This is a genomic window from Bernardetia sp. MNP-M8 (assembly GCF_037126285.1).
GTDB lineage: Bacteria > Bacteroidota > Bacteroidia > Cytophagales > Bernardetiaceae > Bernardetia.
Map to the genome: position 1 here is coordinate 454,956 of NZ_CP147012.1, position 18,232 is coordinate 473,187.

Consider the following 18,232-nt stretch of genomic DNA (forward strand, 5'->3'; position numbering starts at 1 on the left):
AAAGGCTATGTTCTTTTTCCTTAGCACTAGGTTTGCAAACCTAGTGCTAAGGAAAAAGAGTATTCTTAAACAACTTCATAATAAAGCGACAAAACTTAAACTTACTATTGTAATAAATTAATCTCTATCTTAATTCTTTATTCCCGAAATATTCGATAGAAGCTACCAAGATAGCACCAATAAGCATAAGTCCAAGAGCCATAAAGAAATGTGTATCTATTTCTGGAATATAGCGCATTGTTTCCAACACTTTTTCTTTTCCATGTATTATTTCACTTCTCAAAACCTTTTTCCAAGGATAAATAATTGAAAGCGAACCCAAAACAAAGCCTGTCAAAATAGCTAAAAGAGAGTTTTCATAATTATCAAAAAGCCAAGAAAGCACTTTTGCAAAAGTCAGAATCCCAGTAATAGCACCTAATGCAAAAGGAACAATTATCCAAAGACCTGCAATAATTCCATCTACATCAAAAGCTATAATAGCAGAAGGTAAATCGCTAATAGCACCAATAATAAGAGCATAGTTTCCTAATAGTAAAAGCACAAAAGAACCTGAAACTCCAGGTAAAATCATACTACAAATAGCAATAAAACCACACAGAAATAAATAAAAAGGATTAGAGCTCCCTTCTACCTGTCCACTAAAAGATATTCCGATTGCCAAAGCTGCGCCAATCAAAAACCAAATAATAGCTGAAATATTCCATTCTTTTATTCTTCTTCCAACTACCCAAACAGTTGCTATGATAAGTCCAAAGAAAAACGACATTGTCAGTATTTCATAATTGGCTAATAAATATTTGAATAATTTAGCAAAACTAATAATGCTGGTTGCTATTCCTGCAAAAAGACAAATCAAAAAAACTAAATCTGTTTGCTGTGCAAACTCTTTAAATTTTCCTTTAAAAAGTAAACGCAAAGTAGGAATAGAAAAACTCCCAATCGCTTCCAAAAGGCGTTCATAAATCCCCATCAAAAAAGCAATTGTTCCCCCAGAAACTCCTGGAACTACATCGGCTGCACCCATTGCCATTCCTTTCAAATACCATAAAATTGGATTTTTCATAAATCAGTTATCAGTAAGTAGTTACCAGTAATCAGTTAAATTCAATTTCACTTTACAAAAAAAGTAATTTTATTCTCTGTGTTATCTGTAACTCTGTGTTTTAAAAAATAAAATTAGAAGTTAGATTTTAGATGTTAGAAATAGAACAAAAATTACAAACATTGCAATTCTAAATTAGCTTCGCTGCTTTTGCAGGTCAGAATTCTAAAATCTAAATTTATTTACTAATCCATTGTTCAGGATTGAGCTTTTCTTGATGTCTCCAAATTTGAAATTCAATTTCATAGGTATCATCTTTATAACTACCTGCTGTGCCTATTGGCTGTTTTGCACTTATTTTATCGCCATTTTTTATTTTGACAGACTTCAAACGAGAATAAACAGTAAAATAATCTCCATGTTGGATAATGACTAAGTAACCTCGCCCAGCAATTTCACTTACATCAACTACTTTTCCTGCAAAAACAGAACGTACAGGTTCGTTGGGTTGTGTTTGAATATCAATTCCTAGTTTTTCTATTTTCACGATAGGCTTTCCTTGTTCTTCTGGTAAATAGGGCTGAATGCCAAAATGAGCTGAAATAAAGCCATTTTTGACAGGCCAAACGATTCTTCCTTTAGATTTAGCAAAAGAAGTAGAAGTCATTTTCTCACTTGATGAAAGACTCGCCGAAAATTCAGAATTATTGATAGTTTTACTAATCAAATTATCAACTTCTTTTAAGATTTTTCGTTCTTTGCTCAAATCTGCTAATAGTTTAGATTCTTTTACTTTAAAGGTAGTAAGAATTTGTTTTTGCTTCTCTTTTAAAGTTGCGAGTTCTTTTTCTTCTTTTGTTTGAACTTTTAAAAGTGATTGTTTTTCTGTTTTGTTTTCTTGAAGCTGAGAGGTTCGTTTACTCAAATTTTGTCTAACATATTCTATCTGTTTTATTTGTTCTCTGCGAAGTAAATTATATTTTTGAAAATAACGCAAACGAGCTAAGAGTTCATTTATAGAATTAGAAGCTAAAAGAAGAGAAAGTTTTTCGTAACGACTATTATTTTTATATGCTAAATAAAGCATAATGCCGTATTCGTGCTTTAGTTCTGCTAAATCTTTTTCTAATGATTCTACAATATTTTGATTTTCTCTTATTGACTCATCTAATAGTTTGAGTTCTTTTCCAATAACACGAACAAGTTGTTTACGCTGATTTATTTGTCCATTTATTGCAGAAAGTGAACTAATAGTAGTTTTCTTTTCTTTTTGTGTTCTTTTTAAGATTCGATTTGTATTAGTAATTCGATTCAAAATAGTAGAACGTTCCTTTTCAAGTTGTTTTTTGCGTTGAGAAAAACTCTCATTGATATTCACAAACAACAGAAATAAAGAAAATAGGGCTACAAAAAATGGTTTGAGTAAATTTGTCAAGTTAAAAAGGTATTTATTATATAATGAATGAGCTTATACACTTGTCAGTGTTTTATTTTTACAGAACCAACTAAAGGTTTAGACAAATATGTTTTAGTACAAAAAGTCTTGTTTATGATAAAATTTTATTAACTTTACTACAAAGTTACACATTTTTCTGTTTGGACAATTGCATTTGCTTGAGTTTTATTCATTTCTTAAATAAGAAAAACAGAAGTATGTCGTTTTAATAGAAGACCAATCTTATAAAGCCAATAGAATTTTATAATCTTTTTGTGTATAGTTGAATTATACTCTATTATAACTTTCATGGCACATGGTTTGCAAAACATTATTTGACTAGATAATATTAGTAAAATTATGTTAGTTTCTAAGAAACTTTAATTTTTAGGCTTTTATTCTAGCAATAATGTTGTGTTCAAAAAATAATTATTAAATAATTTTCAAATAAAAGGTTTTGTATTTGTCTAATTTACAACCCTTTACTATATTGGTAAGAAATTTAATCACTTTGAAATAAGTCAATATAAGTTTTAATTCTTATTTGTATTTAATTAATAACTAGTTATTTTTTGTAAAAATACAAAAGAATATTATATGATTTATTAATTTTATTAAAAAAATCTTACCTATTCTATTTCGTTACATAAAACGGTGTCAATATGAAATTTAAATTACTCTTAATTCCTATCTTTTGTATAGGTTTATTATTTACAAATGGTGTTCAGGCGCAAGCGCAGCCAACTGGTGAGGCACTAGATGCTTTTGTGAAAGGCGAAAACTTTCGAAAGCAAAAACAATGGAAAACTGCCCTTGAGCAGTTTGATATTGCAGTAACAAAAGACCCTACTGTTTATAAATATCATTACAACAAAGCACTTTGTCATTTAGTGCTTCGTGAAGCTGATCCTGCAATTGCTTCTTTAGAAAAAACTGTTTCTATCAAGAAAGATTTTGTAGATGCTCATGAACGTTTAGCTCGTCTTTACAAAATCACAGGCAAATACGATCAATCGATAGCTTCTTATCAAAATGCGTTCAAATATGATACTGATTCTAAAAGAAAGACTGATTATAAACTTAATATTGTTTTGATTTTAGACAGAACAAAGCGTTTGGAAGAAGCTGGAGCGCATATTGCAGACCTCAAAAAACTAGCTCCAGATGATTTGAATGTTCTTTACTACGAAGCAAAATATAGCAATTCAGTAGGAAAATACGAACAAGCAAAAACAGCTATGTTAAAAGCTACTGAAATGCTTGCGACTGATAATCCAAAAGAAATTGCTCGTTATTATTTTGAACTTGGTTTTGCTTATCATAATCTAAAAATGTATGATGAGAAAGAAAAAGCTCTTAATAATGCTAAAGTAGGTCCTTTTATGGCTCGTATAACTAAACTAATGCCTCAGTATTATCACGCAATTGCTCTTTCTTATTTCAAAGTATATGACTTAGAAAAAAGTAAAGAATTAGTAGAAAAAGCGTTAGAAATGCGTAAGGATTTTCCTCAAGCACATGACCTTTTGGTAAAAATTGCTGCTTCTGCGACAGATAAATCGGCTGTTATCGAACACCAATCATCTTCTATTCAGACAGAACCTAATGCAGTAAAACGTTCTCAGAAATTTGCAGATCTTGCAGAACTTCAATTAGAATCTCGTAAGTATGAAGATGCTATTAAATCTGCTGACGAATGTTTGGCTTCTCAACCAAAAAATTATGCTGTTGTATTTATCAAAGCTATTTCACAGCATAAAATGGGAAGTACACAGGATGCTATCAAAACATTAGAAGATTTACTTCAATTTCCAGGCATAGATGCAGAAACGAAAGCACAATATAACTTTGCTCTTGGTATGTTTTACCAAAAGTTAGATCAAGCAGAAGCTGCTGCTGGTGCTTTTACTCGTGCAAAATATGGTTCTTATAAGTATGCTGCTTATGAAGAACTAGAAAAATTCAAGAAAAATGACGAGGAAGTAGAAGAAGAAAAATTAGAAGATGTTGTAGAAGGTGCAGACACTGATGGAGAATAGTTTCTCTTAACATCTAATTATTCTAGTACAATAATAAAAAGAAAACCCTTTCTAAAATATTTTTTAGAAAGGGTTTTTGAATACTATAAGTTTTTATGCTTATTCTCTTAACTTACTTGTCCCACTCTCTTAGCCAAAATGTTAAGTTATGAAACTCTTCTTGTTCTGTTTCTATGTCCTTCCAAGCAATTTGAGTTTGTAAGTTTGGTTGTTTCTCATACTTCCTATGTTTCCAAAATTCTTCTAAGGTTTGGTAATTTTTAGGACGTAAAGGATGGTCATCTGGACGATTAATTCCACAAAAAGTAGTAAATCTTCCTTCAACTATATTCTTCTTTTTGAAGTAATTAGCAGCCCACTTTTCTCGTTCTTCAAAAAAACGAACTCCTATTCCTTGATTTCTGTATTTTTTTTGTAGGACAGATTCTTCAAAATAAACTCCTTTACTTATATCATAACCTTTTGCAATGAAAGGAAACTGAATAAATGTATCTGATTCTTCTAAAGCAATACAGGTAGAAGCTCCAACAACCTCTTTTCCATCAAAAGCTAACACTACAGCTGCATGCTTTGCATGAATATAAGAATATAAATATACTTGTTCGTAATCAAAATCGCCATCGTATAAATAAGGATATTCTTTAAATATTTCGATTCTAAGTCCTGCTAAATTTCGAATATAGGGTTGTATAGCATCTCCTGTGAATAATTGTATATGCATGAAAAAAGTAGGAAGATTTATTGTTTGATGAACATAGATAAATAACAAAAACTGTTTTTTTAATTACATTTTCATATAATTAAAAAAACAGTTTATTGAATCAATGAAATAATTTGAGTAGTCTTATTAGATTATACTTCTAATTCTCTCAATGTTTCGTGTGTTAAAGGTTTATTGATGTACTTACGTACAAAATTATAATTTTTCGCCTTGCTCATATCTTTCGGATTGATAGAAGAAGTAAGCATTACAATTTTACAATAATTTTGAGTAAAATCAGAAAGTGTATTGAATTGATCTAAAAACTGAAATCCATCCATAAGAGGCATATCAATATCTAAGAATATAATTTGTGGAAGAACCTTATTATTAGGCATGTCTTGTGCAATCTTTTCTACATTACGTAAAAACTCAATCGCACTTTTTGCACCTGAATGTGTGTAAATTTTATCACAAATTTCTGCTGTCTGAATCATTTTTTGATTAATAAGATTGTCGATTTCATTATCGTCAATCAGCATTACTGCATAATATTTTTTATCTGCCATACGAATAAATTTAATTCTGAGTTAAAGTGCAAACTAATTAAATGAGCAAAAATGACTATTAAATAAATTGAATAAGTTCTGCTCGCTAAATAATGATGTGTAAAAATAAATTAACTTAAATAATAATTGATAATAAATTATTCAATAAGTTGATTTAAAATAAATTTTATTTCCTTGTATTGAAATTTCTTAATAGAATAGAAGCAATAAACATAAGCATTTATCATACAATCTATATAAATTTACTCAAAGAAAAAAATAATCTTTTGTTATAGCAAATCTATACGCAAAATAGATTCTATTTTCTACAGCAATTTTTCTCTAATTTGATATTTTTATAAAAAAACCCTTTTTTGAACTATTTTTTTATCTTTTTACTTGTATATCTACAAATCTTTTCTTAGATTTGCATTCCCTTTCAGACAAAGGGAGTTCTTTTATTTAAAAATAAATAGAGAATGGGTCTATAGCTCAGTTGGTTAGAGCACCTGACTCATAATCAGGTGGTCCCAGGTTCGAGCCCTGGTGGACCCACAACCTAAGTCGTAACAGGCAAAATAAGAAGGCAATTTCTAAAGTAATTTGGAAATTGCCTTTTTTTATTTGTTTTATTTTGTCAGATTTATTTTTTGAAGATAATATTATTTGAGTTTAACTTCCAGTCCTCTAAGTCCCATATCAATAACTTGTTCAGTGACTTGACTCCCTACATTAATATCCCATTTGCCATTTGAGTTGGTATCTTTCCATTCAAAACTATCTTGGATAGAAAAAGAAAGTACAACTGTAATATCGTTTGTTTCTTTTCCAGTAATAGTCAAAGGAGTTGAAAAAGAACCTGTGATTACACACGAGCCAGCAGGAACAGGGGAAGTAGCAGCTAAAGGATTGACAACAGTAGTGCCAGCAGACTGTCCAGTAGTTACTTCATTTGCTGTATAATTATATTGAGGAATAGAAATGGTAGTTTCAAAAGCCCAAAACCCTTGTTTTTTGTCATCATTAACAGAGATAGTTTTGTTTTTGACTGTAAAATCTTCAATTCTTGTATTGTAGCCAATAAAACCTGCAATTGTTCCTTCTTGATTTGGTAAATTTATATTTTCACTTCCAACTTGAATATTATTCAAATCATACTTGATAGATAAATTTTGATACGCCACCGAAGCACGTATCCATTCATATTTTCCTACTGCAATGTCTTTTATTGGCACTTCTAAAAATACTGTACCTTTTGGACTTACAATAGCCTTCGAAAAATCAATAGCTGTATTGAATCCATTTTTGCTTGAATTTACTTCTTCATTCTTATATAAAATTTCTCCTTCTCCAAGCTGTGTAAATGCAGAAGGAGCAAACTCAATATAATGAACACTCATAGAGTTAAAAGTAGGTGTTTGGGCTGCATTTCCTGCTGCTATTCCTATAGGTTGAGCTAAATTATTAAGTCGTTGCTGATTGGGGTCAAAATCAAACTCAAAGCGAATTTTTGCTCTACTTTCAGATGGATTTGTCTCTTCTACTTTTGTTTGACAAGAGGAAAAAACACCTATTTTTACTAAAAATAAGAGAATAATTAATTTATTTTGTGATAGATAATTCATAGGAAAAAATTTGATTTGTATGTAGTTGGTGAAAAAACAACAAGATTTAAACAAAGTAGTTAATCACATTATCTAATACAAATTTCTAACCTAAGTTAATCTGGCTTATCAAATCACAACTTGAAAATTAATTAGCTTTAAAAATCTAATTTGCAATATTTTTTTATTTTACTCTAAACCCCATCTTTTGCATATCTTCCCAAAAGCTAGGATATGATTTTTGTACGACTTCTGGACTTTCAATCGTAATGGGAAAAAGTAACGCCAAAGGAGCAAATGCCATCGCCATACGGTGGTCATGGTAAGTTTTTAGAGACTCAGTAGGAGCATGAAGTTCACAAACAGGAATATGAAGTTCATTATCATTGATAATTTCTATTTCTGCACCAAATTTAGCAAGTTCTATCTTGAGAGCTGTAAGTCTGTCAGTTTCTTTTATTTTTAAGCTATGTAATCCTGTCATGTGTGCTTCTACTCCTAAAGCTGCACACAAAACAGCCATTGTTTGCGCCAAATCTGGACAAGGTGTAAAATCATATTTGAAAGGAGAACGCCTAGACGAAGTTTTTTGCAAACGAACACCATCTTTTTCGTAATGTGTTCTGATTCCTAAACCTTTCATCATCTTTACAATTCGGTTATCTCCCTGCCACGATTTTTCTCTAAGTCCTTTCAAAAACAATTCAGATTTAGAGCAAATAGCAGCCATACTGTACCAATAACTTGCAGCTGACCAATCTGATTCGATTTTATATTGGTTTGCGCTATATTGTTGATGAGGAATAATAATTCGGTTTTCTGTCCAAGAATGTAAAATACCAAAATGCTGCATCAACTCTAAAGTCATTTTGATATAGGGTTCAGAGGAAACAGGAGGAATAATTTCTAATAAAATTCCTTTAGGTAGAAGAGGGGCAATCATCAAGATAGCCGAAATATACTGACTACTTATATTTCCTTGAATAGAAATAGTTTGTTTTTGTGATTCAGGACTAAAACCGTGTATAAAAAGTGGCGGAAATCCATCTTCTTTTTCATAAGTGATTTGTGCGCCTAGTTCACGAAGTGCCAACACTAATTCTTTTATTGGACGCTGGTGCATTCTATCTGTTCCCTTCAAAAGTGTGGGATGATTTTTTATTGTACAAAAAGCTGTCAGAAATCGCATTGTTGTTCCTGCATCTTGAACATCTAACACCAAATCTAAAGAAACATCATCAGCACTTCTTCCCTTTGCACGGCTTCGAATATCTTCTTCTTGTTCTTCGATATCTCTAAATTGAGCTAATAAGCCTTGTAAAATTTTGGTATCTCTAGCTGCTGAAAGATTGACTAAATTACATTTTTTTTCACAAAGAGCCTCTATAATTAAGGCACGATTACTTTCACTTTTAGAAGAAGGCAAAAATATGTCTCCTTCAAGATTAATTTTGGGAGAAGAAATATGTAAAGAAGGCAAAACAAGAAAAGGAGAGGGAGAAACAGACATAGAAGTAATGATTGTTTTTGTATAAGCAAGTCAATTTATTTTGATGATAGTATAATTGTATTTTGGAGGAATGTGTTGCAAGAATTTGCTACAATAATTCATTCTCTTTTATACGAATATCAATTATAAAATCGTTTTTAGTGGTTTGGACTAGGATGTTTTTGTATTACTATACAAATAAAGTTCCTAAATTTTAGAGAAACAAGAACTCTTATTTTTTTACTTGATTTTAATGTAAAAATTAAACTAAGATTTGCCTTATGTTTTTTATTTTTAACAAAATTTTCATTCCCATTTCAATCTATTTTCAAACAACTTGGCTCGTTTTGTGTTTTGTAAGAATATGATTTTAATCAAAAAACGAATGACTATTTTTTAGTGTCATTGTTTTAGAACTTAGAAGTCATCACTTTTTTAAACTATTTTTTTCTAAACCTCATTTTTATTATTATGAAAAATATTCAAACAAAATTTCAAACTCTTTTAGTTTATACTCTCGTTTTAGCTATTGCTTCATTTGTACTTCCTTCTTGTGCTTCTTGGAGTAATGCAGGTAAAGGTGCAGCTATTGGTGGTGCAGCTGGTGGTACAATTGGTGGCGTAGCTTCTAAAAAGAATCCTGTAGCAGGTGGTATTATTGGCGCAGTAGTAGGTGGTGCAGCTGGTGCAGCTATTGGAGCATATATGGACAAGCAAGCAAAAGACATTGAAGAAGAAGTAGAAGACGCAAAAGTAGTACGTGTAGAAGAGGGCATTAATCTTACTTTTGATTCAGGTATTTTATTTGGTTTTGATAAATCGGATTTAAACAGCAGTTCAAGAGAAAGTATCGCTAAATTAGGCAGAATTTTAAATGAATATCCTGATACTCGCCTTACCATTCAAGGACATACAGACGATAAAGGTGATGATAACTATAACAGACAACTTTCTGCTAAAAGAGCTGATGCAGTACGTGATTACTTAATTGCTAATGGCGTAAAAGGTGGTAGATTAAACACAGTTGCTTATGGAGAAACTGCTCCTGTGGCAAGTAATAGTACTGAAGCGGGAAGAGCGCAGAACCGTCGTGTTGAAGTGATAATTGTAGCTAATGACGAGTTGAAACGCAAAGCAGAAAAAGGAGAATTGAAAAACTAATTTTAAAATCTTTTTTAAGATACAAAGACCATTCTATCAAAATAATATTGAATAGAATGGTTTTTTTATGATTTTTGATTTAATTTATGAGTATGGAATTTCATTGAAATAGAAGATGACTAATTTTTGAAATTTAAGATACAGATAGTTTGAATATCTTTTTTCACGTTAAAATCCATAAAAAGATTTCTAAATCCTGTTTTTTATAACGAAATTTGTGTTAAAATCAGTTCAAATCAAAAATCAGCACCACTAGCCTTTGAAAAAACTTCTACCTTTTTTTATTCTTGTCATGGTATCGCTTATATTTTTCAATCAATTAGGATATTGGTTGGCTTTTGAAGCTATGCACACACAAATAAAAAGAGAAGTCAGGCAACACTTAAAAGACAAAAGTAAATTAGAGGTTATAATTGTTCCTACAGAGTGGGTTTCGCCCAACAATAACACTGAAAATTTCATTTGGGTAAAACCTCAGAAAGAATTCAAATACAAAGGAAGTTTGTATGATGTTTCTTCTTCCTATCAAAAAGCTGATAGTACATATTTTAGGGTTTATAATGATAAAGATGAAAAACAGCTTTATCAAACTTTTGCCTTTCAACTCAAGGAAAATCAAAATCCGTTTCATCAGAGTAAAGCTTCTTATCCTCTCAAGAATTTTATAAAAGAAGCCCTTATCTTATCAGAGAATAAATTTTCTAGTAATTCTATAAGTAATTTTATTTCTATTTCTCCAAAAAGCAAATGGCATTTTTCTATTAAAGAATTTATTTTTGCACCAAACTCTCCTCCTCCAATAATTTAGTTTTCAATTAGTATAAAATCTATCACACATTTTTGGTCTTACCTATGGTACTGACCTTTCTTTAAGTGCATTGATAGTAAAATCAAAATATTCTTTCGCCGTTGTCGGTATGCCTACCATAGCCGTAAGGTTAAAAATTTATTTGTCTTTCTGTTCCGTTAGGAACTATATATTGGTAGTTTCTTAATACAAAATGCGACCAATATACAACTCCTATGGAGTAAATGAATTTTAATTTTTCTGTTTTTATCTACCAATAGGAAACTCCTAATGGAGTAAAAGGCAAAATTTCTCAATAGCCTTACGGACATGGTGTCCCTATCGACGACATTACTACATAAAAAATGAAAACAAATTATTTCAAAATCATATTTGTGCTATTTTTAGGTGCTTTTTATTTTACTCAAAATCACGCTTATTCTCAATTTATAGAAGTTTTAGATGCTTCTAATCTTCAACCTTTAGAAGGAGTTTCTATTTATAATAAAAAAGAACAATCTGTTATTACCAATTCTCGTGGTAAGGCAAATTTGGATATTTTTGCAGACAATGATACCCTTTATTTTCGTTATTATGGGTATGACAATAAAAAAATAGCCAAAGCTGAAGCTGCTGAAATGATTCTTTTATCTGAAAAGGTTTTCGAAACTGAGCAAGTTGTTGTTTCGGCAAATAAATGGGAACAAGATAAAAAAGAAATTCCTAACGAGATTGTCAAAATTTCTCAAAAGGAAATTGCTTTTAATAATCCTCAAAATTCAGCTGATTTGTTAGGACAAACAGGACAAGTTTATATACAAAAAAGCCAAATGGGTGGAGGAAGCCCCATGTTTAGAGGTTTTAATGCAAATTCGGTTTTAATTGTTGTTGATGGTGTTCGTATGAATAATGCCATTTATCGCTCTGGAAACCTTCAAAATGTAATCAATCTTGATGCAAGTGCAATGGAAGAAGTTGAAGTCATTTTTGGACCTGGTTCGGTGATGTATGGAAGTGATGCACTTGGTGGCGTAATGGATTTTCACACCAAAAAAGCACGTTTTGCAACTGAAGAAAATTTGCTTGTTGGTGGAAGTGGTTTTGTCCGTTACGGTTCTGCCAATCAAGAGAAAACAGCAAATTTAACACTAAATATTGCAGGAAAACGACTAGCAAGTTTGACTACTTTTACGTATTCAGACTTTGATGATTTGCGTGTTGGGGGAGTTCGCCCAAGTGGAGAAGCCTATCAAGATTGGGGCAAACGCAATGAATATGTAGAAAGAGTAAATAGAAAAGATAGTATTCTGACAAATTCAAATCCACTTATTCAGAAACAATCAGGCTATTCTCAATGGAACTTAATGCAAAAACTAACCTATCAAATTTCGGATAATCTACAGGCAGAATATGCACTTCATTATACTTCTTCGTCTGATATTCCTCGTTACGATCGTTTGATACAAAAACGTGATGGCAAATTACGCTATGCAGAGTGGTATTATGGTCGTCAGCTTTGGGCAATGAATTATGGAAAACTGACTTGGTATGCTAAAAACAAAGTATTTGATGCTATGCGTGTTATTGTCTCAAATCAGAAAGTAGAAGAATCTCGTCATAACAGAACAAGAGGCAAAGATTGGCGTGGTGACCGAACTGAAAATGTCAGTATGTCTTCTTTTAGTATTGATTTCGATAAAGATTTGAAAGATGACAAAAAACATCAAATTTTTTATGGTCTTGATTTTAATTATAATGTGGTACAATCAAGAGCTGTAGAAACAAATATAATTAATGATTTAGAGCGTCCTTTAGATACTCGCTATCCAGATGGAGGAAGTACGATGGCAATGGCAGCAGCATATTTCAATTATAAATGGAATATTTCTGAGAAAATGACGGCTACAGCAGGCGCACGTTATACACAAATTTGGACAGAAGCAAAATTTGATAGTAAAGAGTTTTTTGATTTTCCTTTTGATGAAGCTAAAGTCAATACAGGTGCATTTAATGGAAGTTTAGGGCTTACTTTCCGTCCTGCTGATTCTTGGCAGCTCAACGCAAATCTTTCATCAGGTTTCCGTGCGCCAAACGTAGATGATTTGGGAAAAGTATTTGATTCTCAACCAGGGAGTGTGGTTGTTCCTAACCCAAATCTTGCACCAGCTTATACATATAATGCCGAAATTGGAATCTCAAAAACATTTATAGATCGTGTTCGTGTTTCTGCTACAGGCTATTACACTATTTTGAATGATGCTATGGTATTGCGTAACTCTACATTTAACGGTCAAGATTCGATTGTTTATGATGGTGTTCTTAGTCAGGTTGTTTCATATCAAAATACAGATATTGGCTATATTTACGGAGTGAGTTCACAAATTGAAGCAGCCATTACAGACAAATTCAAATTTAAAACGACTTTTAATTATGTCTATGGATTTGATGATGTAGCAGAAATAAGACTTCCTGATACGCCTCCAGCTTTTGGTTTGGTTTCACTAAAATATCATAACAAACGTTTTAGAGTAGAAGGTTTTGTAAACTATCAGTTCAAAAGTGTTGATTTTGATAAAATGTCACCAGAAGACCAAGGAGATACTATTTTTTATCCTGAAAATTTTATTCCTTCTTGGTGGACTTTGAACCTTCGTTCTAGTTATCAAATCAATAAAACATTTAGTGCCAATCTAAGTGCAGAAAATATTTTAGACCATTATTATCAATCGTACGGTTCTGGAATTGGTGGAGCAGGACGTAATTTTATTTTAGCTTTGAGAGCTAATTTTTAATTGATTTTATATCTGTTACAAGCGTCGACGCTTGTAACAGATATTTCAATATCCACGAAAATAATTTTTGAAAAAATAGAAAATCTTATAAAGCACATTTTCATTAATTCGTTTTTGTTCTAGTTCTAATTTTCTATAAGACTCTTTTGCTTCTTCTCGTCTCTTTTCTTTTCTCTCTTTTTCGTTTGGAATAGAAATTCCGTATTTTAAATCCATATATCTATCTACTGTATTAATTCCTATAATAATATCTTCTACAGAAAGCGAAACTTCAACTAAACTACTATCATATTTATTAACTACTAAATTTCCTCCTCCTAAGAGTATATTTAATGACTCTTTATTAAGAAAAGATTCTTCTGTATTGTAGCCATATATCCAACCAAATTCTTTTTCCTCTATCAGTTTAGCTATTACTTTGGTTTTATGACTTTTACTTAACCTTTTCATGCGTTCTTCTATAATTTTGTTCGCTTCGTCAATATCAATCATTATATTTGCATATTTATTTCGTAAAAACTATTTAATCTAAAGATTGCTAAATTTGCTGAATAAGCTGAAATATAAAATAATTTTAATAAAAAATAGATATAATGCAAAATTACCATACACTCTTAAATACAATTTTAGAAGAAGGAGCAGACAAATCTGACCGAACAGGAACAGGAACACGTTCTATTTTTGGCTATCAAATGCGCTTTAATCTTCAAAAAGGATTTCCATTACTGACAACAAAAAAAGTACACTTCAAAAGTATTGTTCACGAACTAATTTGGTTTTTGAAAGGCGATACAAATATTAAATATTTGAAGGATAATGGCGTTTCGATTTGGGACGAATGGGCAGATGAAAATGGAAATTTAGGAAGAGTTTATGGCGCACAATGGAGAAATTTTGGTGGCATAGACCAAATAAATGACCTTCTAAATTCTCTAAAAAATAATCCAGATTCTCGTCGCATGATTGTTTCGGCTTGGAATCCTGTCGATGTGCCTTCTATGGCTTTACCTCCTTGTCATACACTTTGGCAATGTTATGTAGCTGATGGAAAACTGTCTTTACAACTCTATCAACGCAGCGCAGATGTATTTTTGGGTTTGCCGTTTAATATTGCTTCTTATGCACTTCTGACGCACATGTTGGCACAAGTAAGTGGTTTGGAAGTAGGCGATTTGATTATGACTTTGGGAGATGCACATTTGTATAAAAACCATTTCGAACAAGCAAATCTACAACTGACAAGAGAAGAACGAGAACTTCCAACTTTAGAACTAAATAAAGAAATCAACTCTATTTTTGATTTTAAATATGAAGATATTGTAGTCAAAAATTACAACCCTCATGCTGCTATAAAAGCTCCTGTGGCTGTTTAGAGTTCAGAACTAGCAATTTGACATTTAATCTGCTCTCAAAATTACCTTTGTAGTTTTTAGGGTGGATTTTTTATCAAAATTCATATTCAAAAGAAAATAAAAAGAAGTACTTTATTTAAAAAAAGTTTTTTTCTGAATTGCTTGATATGCAATTATCAGAAGTTCATTTGTGGGAAAATGAGAATAGATTTGAGTTTGTGCAAAAAATAAAATCTATCTACCTGAAATAAGAAAATTAGAATTTCCTTCTGCAATCATTTTATTTACATAATAAAGAGTATTTTCTTCACCACTTTCTATACGTATAGGTACATTATGAGAGATAGATAAAGTATTAAGAGCAGAAATAAGAGTGCTAGAATTATTAAAAAGGTTACTGTTTATCTTGAATTTTATTTTTTTTGGTCTTCCTTGCTCTTTATAATATACTTGACAATAACTATTTGATACAAGATTATCTCTTTCATGAAATATAATTTCTTCTATCTCTTTTGCTGATAGTACAAACTCTCTGATTCCATATTTACTAGCAAAACCAATCCCTTTTTTAGTGATGTAAAATGTATTGTTTTTGAAATGTTGATAGGTAGATTCTACTTTATTTCCATAGTACCAGTCATGTAACCAAATGATTCCTTCTAATATAAAAGGAATAGAAATTAATGGAAAAAAAGAATTATTTGATTCTATAACAACAAATATATAAAACGGTATAAAAGCTATAATTTTACCAAATCTCATAAAAGAATTGTGCAAGAAGTTTTGATAAGGAGATATATTCTGAGATTTCTTGAGCCAAGGTACTTTTTTTACTTGTCTTGGGATATTTCTTTGAGATCTTCCTTTTTTAGGTAGAGAAGTATAAAATAATATCTCATCTTCTAATTTTAAAAACATTGCTTTCTCAATAGGAAAATCTATCAACGTTTCAGATTGTTCACAATGTCTATTTCCTAGATACTCCCATGTATCACTTAAAAAAACCGATTTACAACCTGCACAGAAAACCACTTCATCACCTTCTGAAATAGAATCACCTGTAATGGGATCTTTTCGGTTTTGAGCTAGGAAGTTATGGTGTTTTTTTGAAGTGGAATCTATTCTATGAATGTGCATCTAATGATATAATTGCGTCGCTATTTTTAATAATTTATTATTTTTATTTGTGCAAAAAATAAAGTTTTAATTTTCTAATCAAAATTCCACTCTGAATCTAAGTTATTTGCACATACTTGACATTCAAAAATATCTTCTTTAATCAGATTGATAGCTTGACAGTTTGTGCAAAGTCTAAAATCAAAAGCTAACGTAAAATCATTTGGATATTCTATTCCTATTTTACTCAAAACTTTTTCTACATATTTCCAAGATTCAGGTTTTGGACAGTAACCTGTTGATTGATTACTTATTTCGTTTATTGAAATTTTATCTTTTTTCTCAATTAGAAATGAAATTTCGCCTGCTGAAATAACATTTTTTCCACCTGCACATTGGACATGTTCAGAATGTCTATCATTAATTACAAGCTGATGGTTTTCATTAATGATAAATGTTGCAATTACACTATCATTGATTAATTCTTGACTTGTTTTCTCAATCCAGCTTACTATATCATTAATTTTTAAGATTTTATAGCCAGTAAACTTTAAATCGATAGCATCAAATATTTCTTGAGAGCCTACGTAAGAATAAAGTTGAATATTTTCTTTTTGGTTTTCTAAATTAGTCATTTACCCTTTATTTTAACTCCATTTTCGCAAGGACAAGAGAAATCTTGCCCCTACAAATAAAACGGCAATTGCAATTAACTGGTTACTACTTACTGGTAACTGCTAACTATAAAGCTCACTTTTATCAATTTCAGTAGTTTCTTCTTTAAAGATAATTCCGTGGTTTTCTAGTTCTGCCAAAACAGGCTCATAAATTTCTCTATGAATTGGAATCTGAACGCCTTTTAAATGTAAATTTCCTGTCAAATATAATTTTGCTGCAATGGCTAAAGGAAGTCCTACAGTTTTCGCCATCGCTGTGTGCTGACTATCATCTCCAAAAACAACAAGCGAAGAAGTAAGTTCTTTTGCTTTTCCTTGATAGGTATATTTAATTCTGTGCTGCATCAAAATCATATCTTTATCCTGTGGATCTAATGTCCATTTTTCCTCTAAAAGATGTTGCAAGATTTGAGCAGGAGAAGCATTTTGAAGTGTTATTTTTTTGTCTTCAAAGAATCCTAAATATTCCCATTGTTTGAGCTTTGCATCAGAAAAATTATAGATTGTTTTTAGTTTTTCTTCCAAAGATAAAAAAGGGTCGTATTTGAAAAACATATTTGCAAACTGTCTGTAAGTCAGTTTGTCCGAATTTTCAATTTTATAAGAATCATCTGTCATTCCTAACTGTATAAATGTATCCCACGAGTTACAAAAACCATTTCTTCGGATTGTTCCTCTCAGCATTGTCGGAATGGTATCCAAACCATAAACAGAACGATATTGCAATGAATCTCTATTTGGATAACCTTCAAATCTATAGTCATCATCATACTCATTTATTTGAGCAAATTCTTTTGATTCAATCGGCTCACAATACGAAAATAAGCGATGATAAGGTGCATATTTATATTGATGATTCTGAATAAACTTTGCTGTTCCTTGTCCTGCCAAAACTACATTTCTAGGATTCCATGTAAATTTATAATTCCAAGGATTATTGTCAGATTCGGGAGCTAAAAGACCTCCAGTAAACGAACGAAAAGCTGTAATTTCTGCTTTTTCATTATCTGAACTATTATGCTCACGTATTTTGTCCAACACTTGCATTGCTGAAAGATGGTCAATTCCAGGGTCAAGACCAATTTCATTGAGTAGTAAAAGTCCTTTTTGTTTTGCTTCTTTGTCTAGCTTTTCCATTTGAGGAGAAACATAGGACGCTGTAAAAATAGAGGTAGATTCTTGAACACAAATTTCTGCCACAGGAGCGTGTAAAAATGCAGGTAAAAGCGAAATTACTAAATCAGCACGTTGTGCAATCTTTCTGCAATCTTCCAAATTGGAAACATCAAATTGAAAAGCTTTAGCTCTTTCGTGGTGTTTTGTTTTATTTTGAGCCAGCGAAATATCCAAATCTCCTACTTCAATTTGCCAGTCGTTTTCTTTGCTATGTTCTAATAAATAATCGATAAGTGCATAGGAAGAGCGTCCTGCACCAAGTACCACCACGTTTTTCATTATTTTTTTGTTTATTGTGTGTTATTGATTTT

At 31.2% G+C, this 18,232-nt stretch carries 15 protein-coding genes and 1 tRNA gene; 6 read left to right on the top strand and 10 right to left on the bottom strand.

Annotated elements, in window-relative coordinates:
• Positions 1-124: 124 nt before the first annotated feature.
• Together V9L04_RS01985 and V9L04_RS01990 are read right to left on the bottom strand one after the other, a co-directional pair.
• Positions 125-1,066 (bottom strand): DUF368 domain-containing protein, encoded by a 942-nt coding sequence (locus tag V9L04_RS01985; RefSeq protein WP_338792385.1) that lies wholly within the window; start codon positions 1,064-1,066, stop codon positions 125-127.
• Between the two features lie 217 nt (positions 1,067-1,283).
• The gene (locus V9L04_RS01990; protein WP_338792386.1) at positions 1,284-2,480 is read right to left on the bottom strand and encodes a peptidoglycan DD-metalloendopeptidase family protein; all 1,197 of its coding nucleotides are present in this window, start codon (positions 2,478-2,480) and stop codon (positions 1,284-1,286) included.
• 662 nt (positions 2,481-3,142) lie between these two features.
• Between V9L04_RS01990 and V9L04_RS01995 the strand changes: the two genes are divergently transcribed.
• Complete coding sequence (locus V9L04_RS01995; protein WP_338792387.1) at positions 3,143-4,519, top strand: tetratricopeptide repeat protein; 1,377 nt, start codon at positions 3,143-3,145, stop codon at positions 4,517-4,519.
• A 112-nt stretch (positions 4,520-4,631) separates the two neighbouring features.
• Here the strand turns inward: V9L04_RS01995 and V9L04_RS02000 are convergent, their stop codons facing one another.
• Positions 4,632-5,240, bottom strand: coding sequence for a GNAT family N-acetyltransferase (locus tag V9L04_RS02000; protein WP_338792388.1), 609 nt, complete (start codon positions 5,238-5,240; stop codon positions 4,632-4,634).
• 131 nt (positions 5,241-5,371) lie between these two features.
• Positions 5,372-5,788: a response regulator gene (locus V9L04_RS02005; RefSeq protein ID WP_338792389.1), complete on the bottom strand. Its 417-nt coding sequence runs from the start codon at positions 5,786-5,788 to the stop codon at positions 5,372-5,374.
• 460 nt (positions 5,789-6,248) lie between these two features.
• Here V9L04_RS02005 and V9L04_RS02010 point away from each other — a divergent pair.
• Positions 6,249-6,322, top strand: a tRNA-Ile gene (locus tag V9L04_RS02010).
• 107 nt (positions 6,323-6,429) lie between these two features.
• On the opposite strand, the gene V9L04_RS02015 is transcribed toward V9L04_RS02010, so the two are convergent.
• Positions 6,430-7,392: a hypothetical protein gene (locus V9L04_RS02015; RefSeq protein WP_338792390.1), complete on the bottom strand. Its 963-nt coding sequence runs from the start codon at positions 7,390-7,392 to the stop codon at positions 6,430-6,432.
• Positions 7,393-7,555: 163 nt separating this feature from the next.
• Positions 7,556-8,881, bottom strand: a complete 1,326-nt coding sequence (gene aroA, locus V9L04_RS02020) for a 3-phosphoshikimate 1-carboxyvinyltransferase (protein ID WP_338792391.1) — start codon at positions 8,879-8,881, stop codon at positions 7,556-7,558.
• A 450-nt stretch (positions 8,882-9,331) separates the two neighbouring features.
• Between aroA and V9L04_RS02025 the strand changes: the two genes are divergently transcribed.
• The 3 genes from V9L04_RS02025 (at position 9,332) to V9L04_RS02035 (ending at position 13,600) form a co-directional block, all read left to right on the top strand.
• Positions 9,332-10,021, top strand: coding sequence for an OmpA family protein (locus V9L04_RS02025; protein ID WP_338792392.1), 690 nt, complete (start codon positions 9,332-9,334; stop codon positions 10,019-10,021).
• Positions 10,022-10,280: 259 nt separating this feature from the next.
• Positions 10,281-10,829, top strand: a complete 549-nt coding sequence (locus V9L04_RS02030; RefSeq protein ID WP_338792393.1) for a hypothetical protein — start codon at positions 10,281-10,283, stop codon at positions 10,827-10,829.
• 344 nt (positions 10,830-11,173) lie between these two features.
• Positions 11,174-13,600 (top strand): TonB-dependent receptor, encoded by a 2,427-nt coding sequence (locus tag V9L04_RS02035; protein WP_338792394.1) that lies wholly within the window; start codon positions 11,174-11,176, stop codon positions 13,598-13,600.
• Positions 13,601-13,645: 45 nt separating this feature from the next.
• Here the strand turns inward: V9L04_RS02035 and V9L04_RS02040 are convergent, their stop codons facing one another.
• Positions 13,646-14,092: a hypothetical protein gene (locus V9L04_RS02040; protein WP_338792395.1), complete on the bottom strand. Its 447-nt coding sequence runs from the start codon at positions 14,090-14,092 to the stop codon at positions 13,646-13,648.
• Between the two features lie 101 nt (positions 14,093-14,193).
• Here V9L04_RS02040 and V9L04_RS02045 point away from each other — a divergent pair, with 101 nt between their 5' ends.
• The gene (locus V9L04_RS02045) at positions 14,194-14,973 is read left to right on the top strand and encodes a thymidylate synthase (protein WP_338792396.1); all 780 of its coding nucleotides are present in this window, start codon (positions 14,194-14,196) and stop codon (positions 14,971-14,973) included.
• Positions 14,974-15,186: 213 nt separating this feature from the next.
• On the opposite strand, the gene V9L04_RS02050 is transcribed toward V9L04_RS02045, so the two are convergent.
• From V9L04_RS02050 to V9L04_RS02060, 3 genes are all read right to left on the bottom strand, one after another.
• Entirely contained in the window at positions 15,187-16,089 is a 903-nt protein-coding gene (locus tag V9L04_RS02050; RefSeq protein WP_338792397.1) for a hypothetical protein, read from the bottom strand.
• A 74-nt stretch (positions 16,090-16,163) separates the two neighbouring features.
• Positions 16,164-16,703 (bottom strand): hypothetical protein, encoded by a 540-nt coding sequence (locus tag V9L04_RS02055; protein ID WP_338792398.1) that lies wholly within the window; start codon positions 16,701-16,703, stop codon positions 16,164-16,166.
• A 102-nt stretch (positions 16,704-16,805) separates the two neighbouring features.
• Complete coding sequence (locus V9L04_RS02060; RefSeq protein ID WP_338792399.1) at positions 16,806-18,200, bottom strand: saccharopine dehydrogenase C-terminal domain-containing protein; 1,395 nt, start codon at positions 18,198-18,200, stop codon at positions 16,806-16,808.
• Positions 18,201-18,232 lie beyond the last annotated feature (32 nt).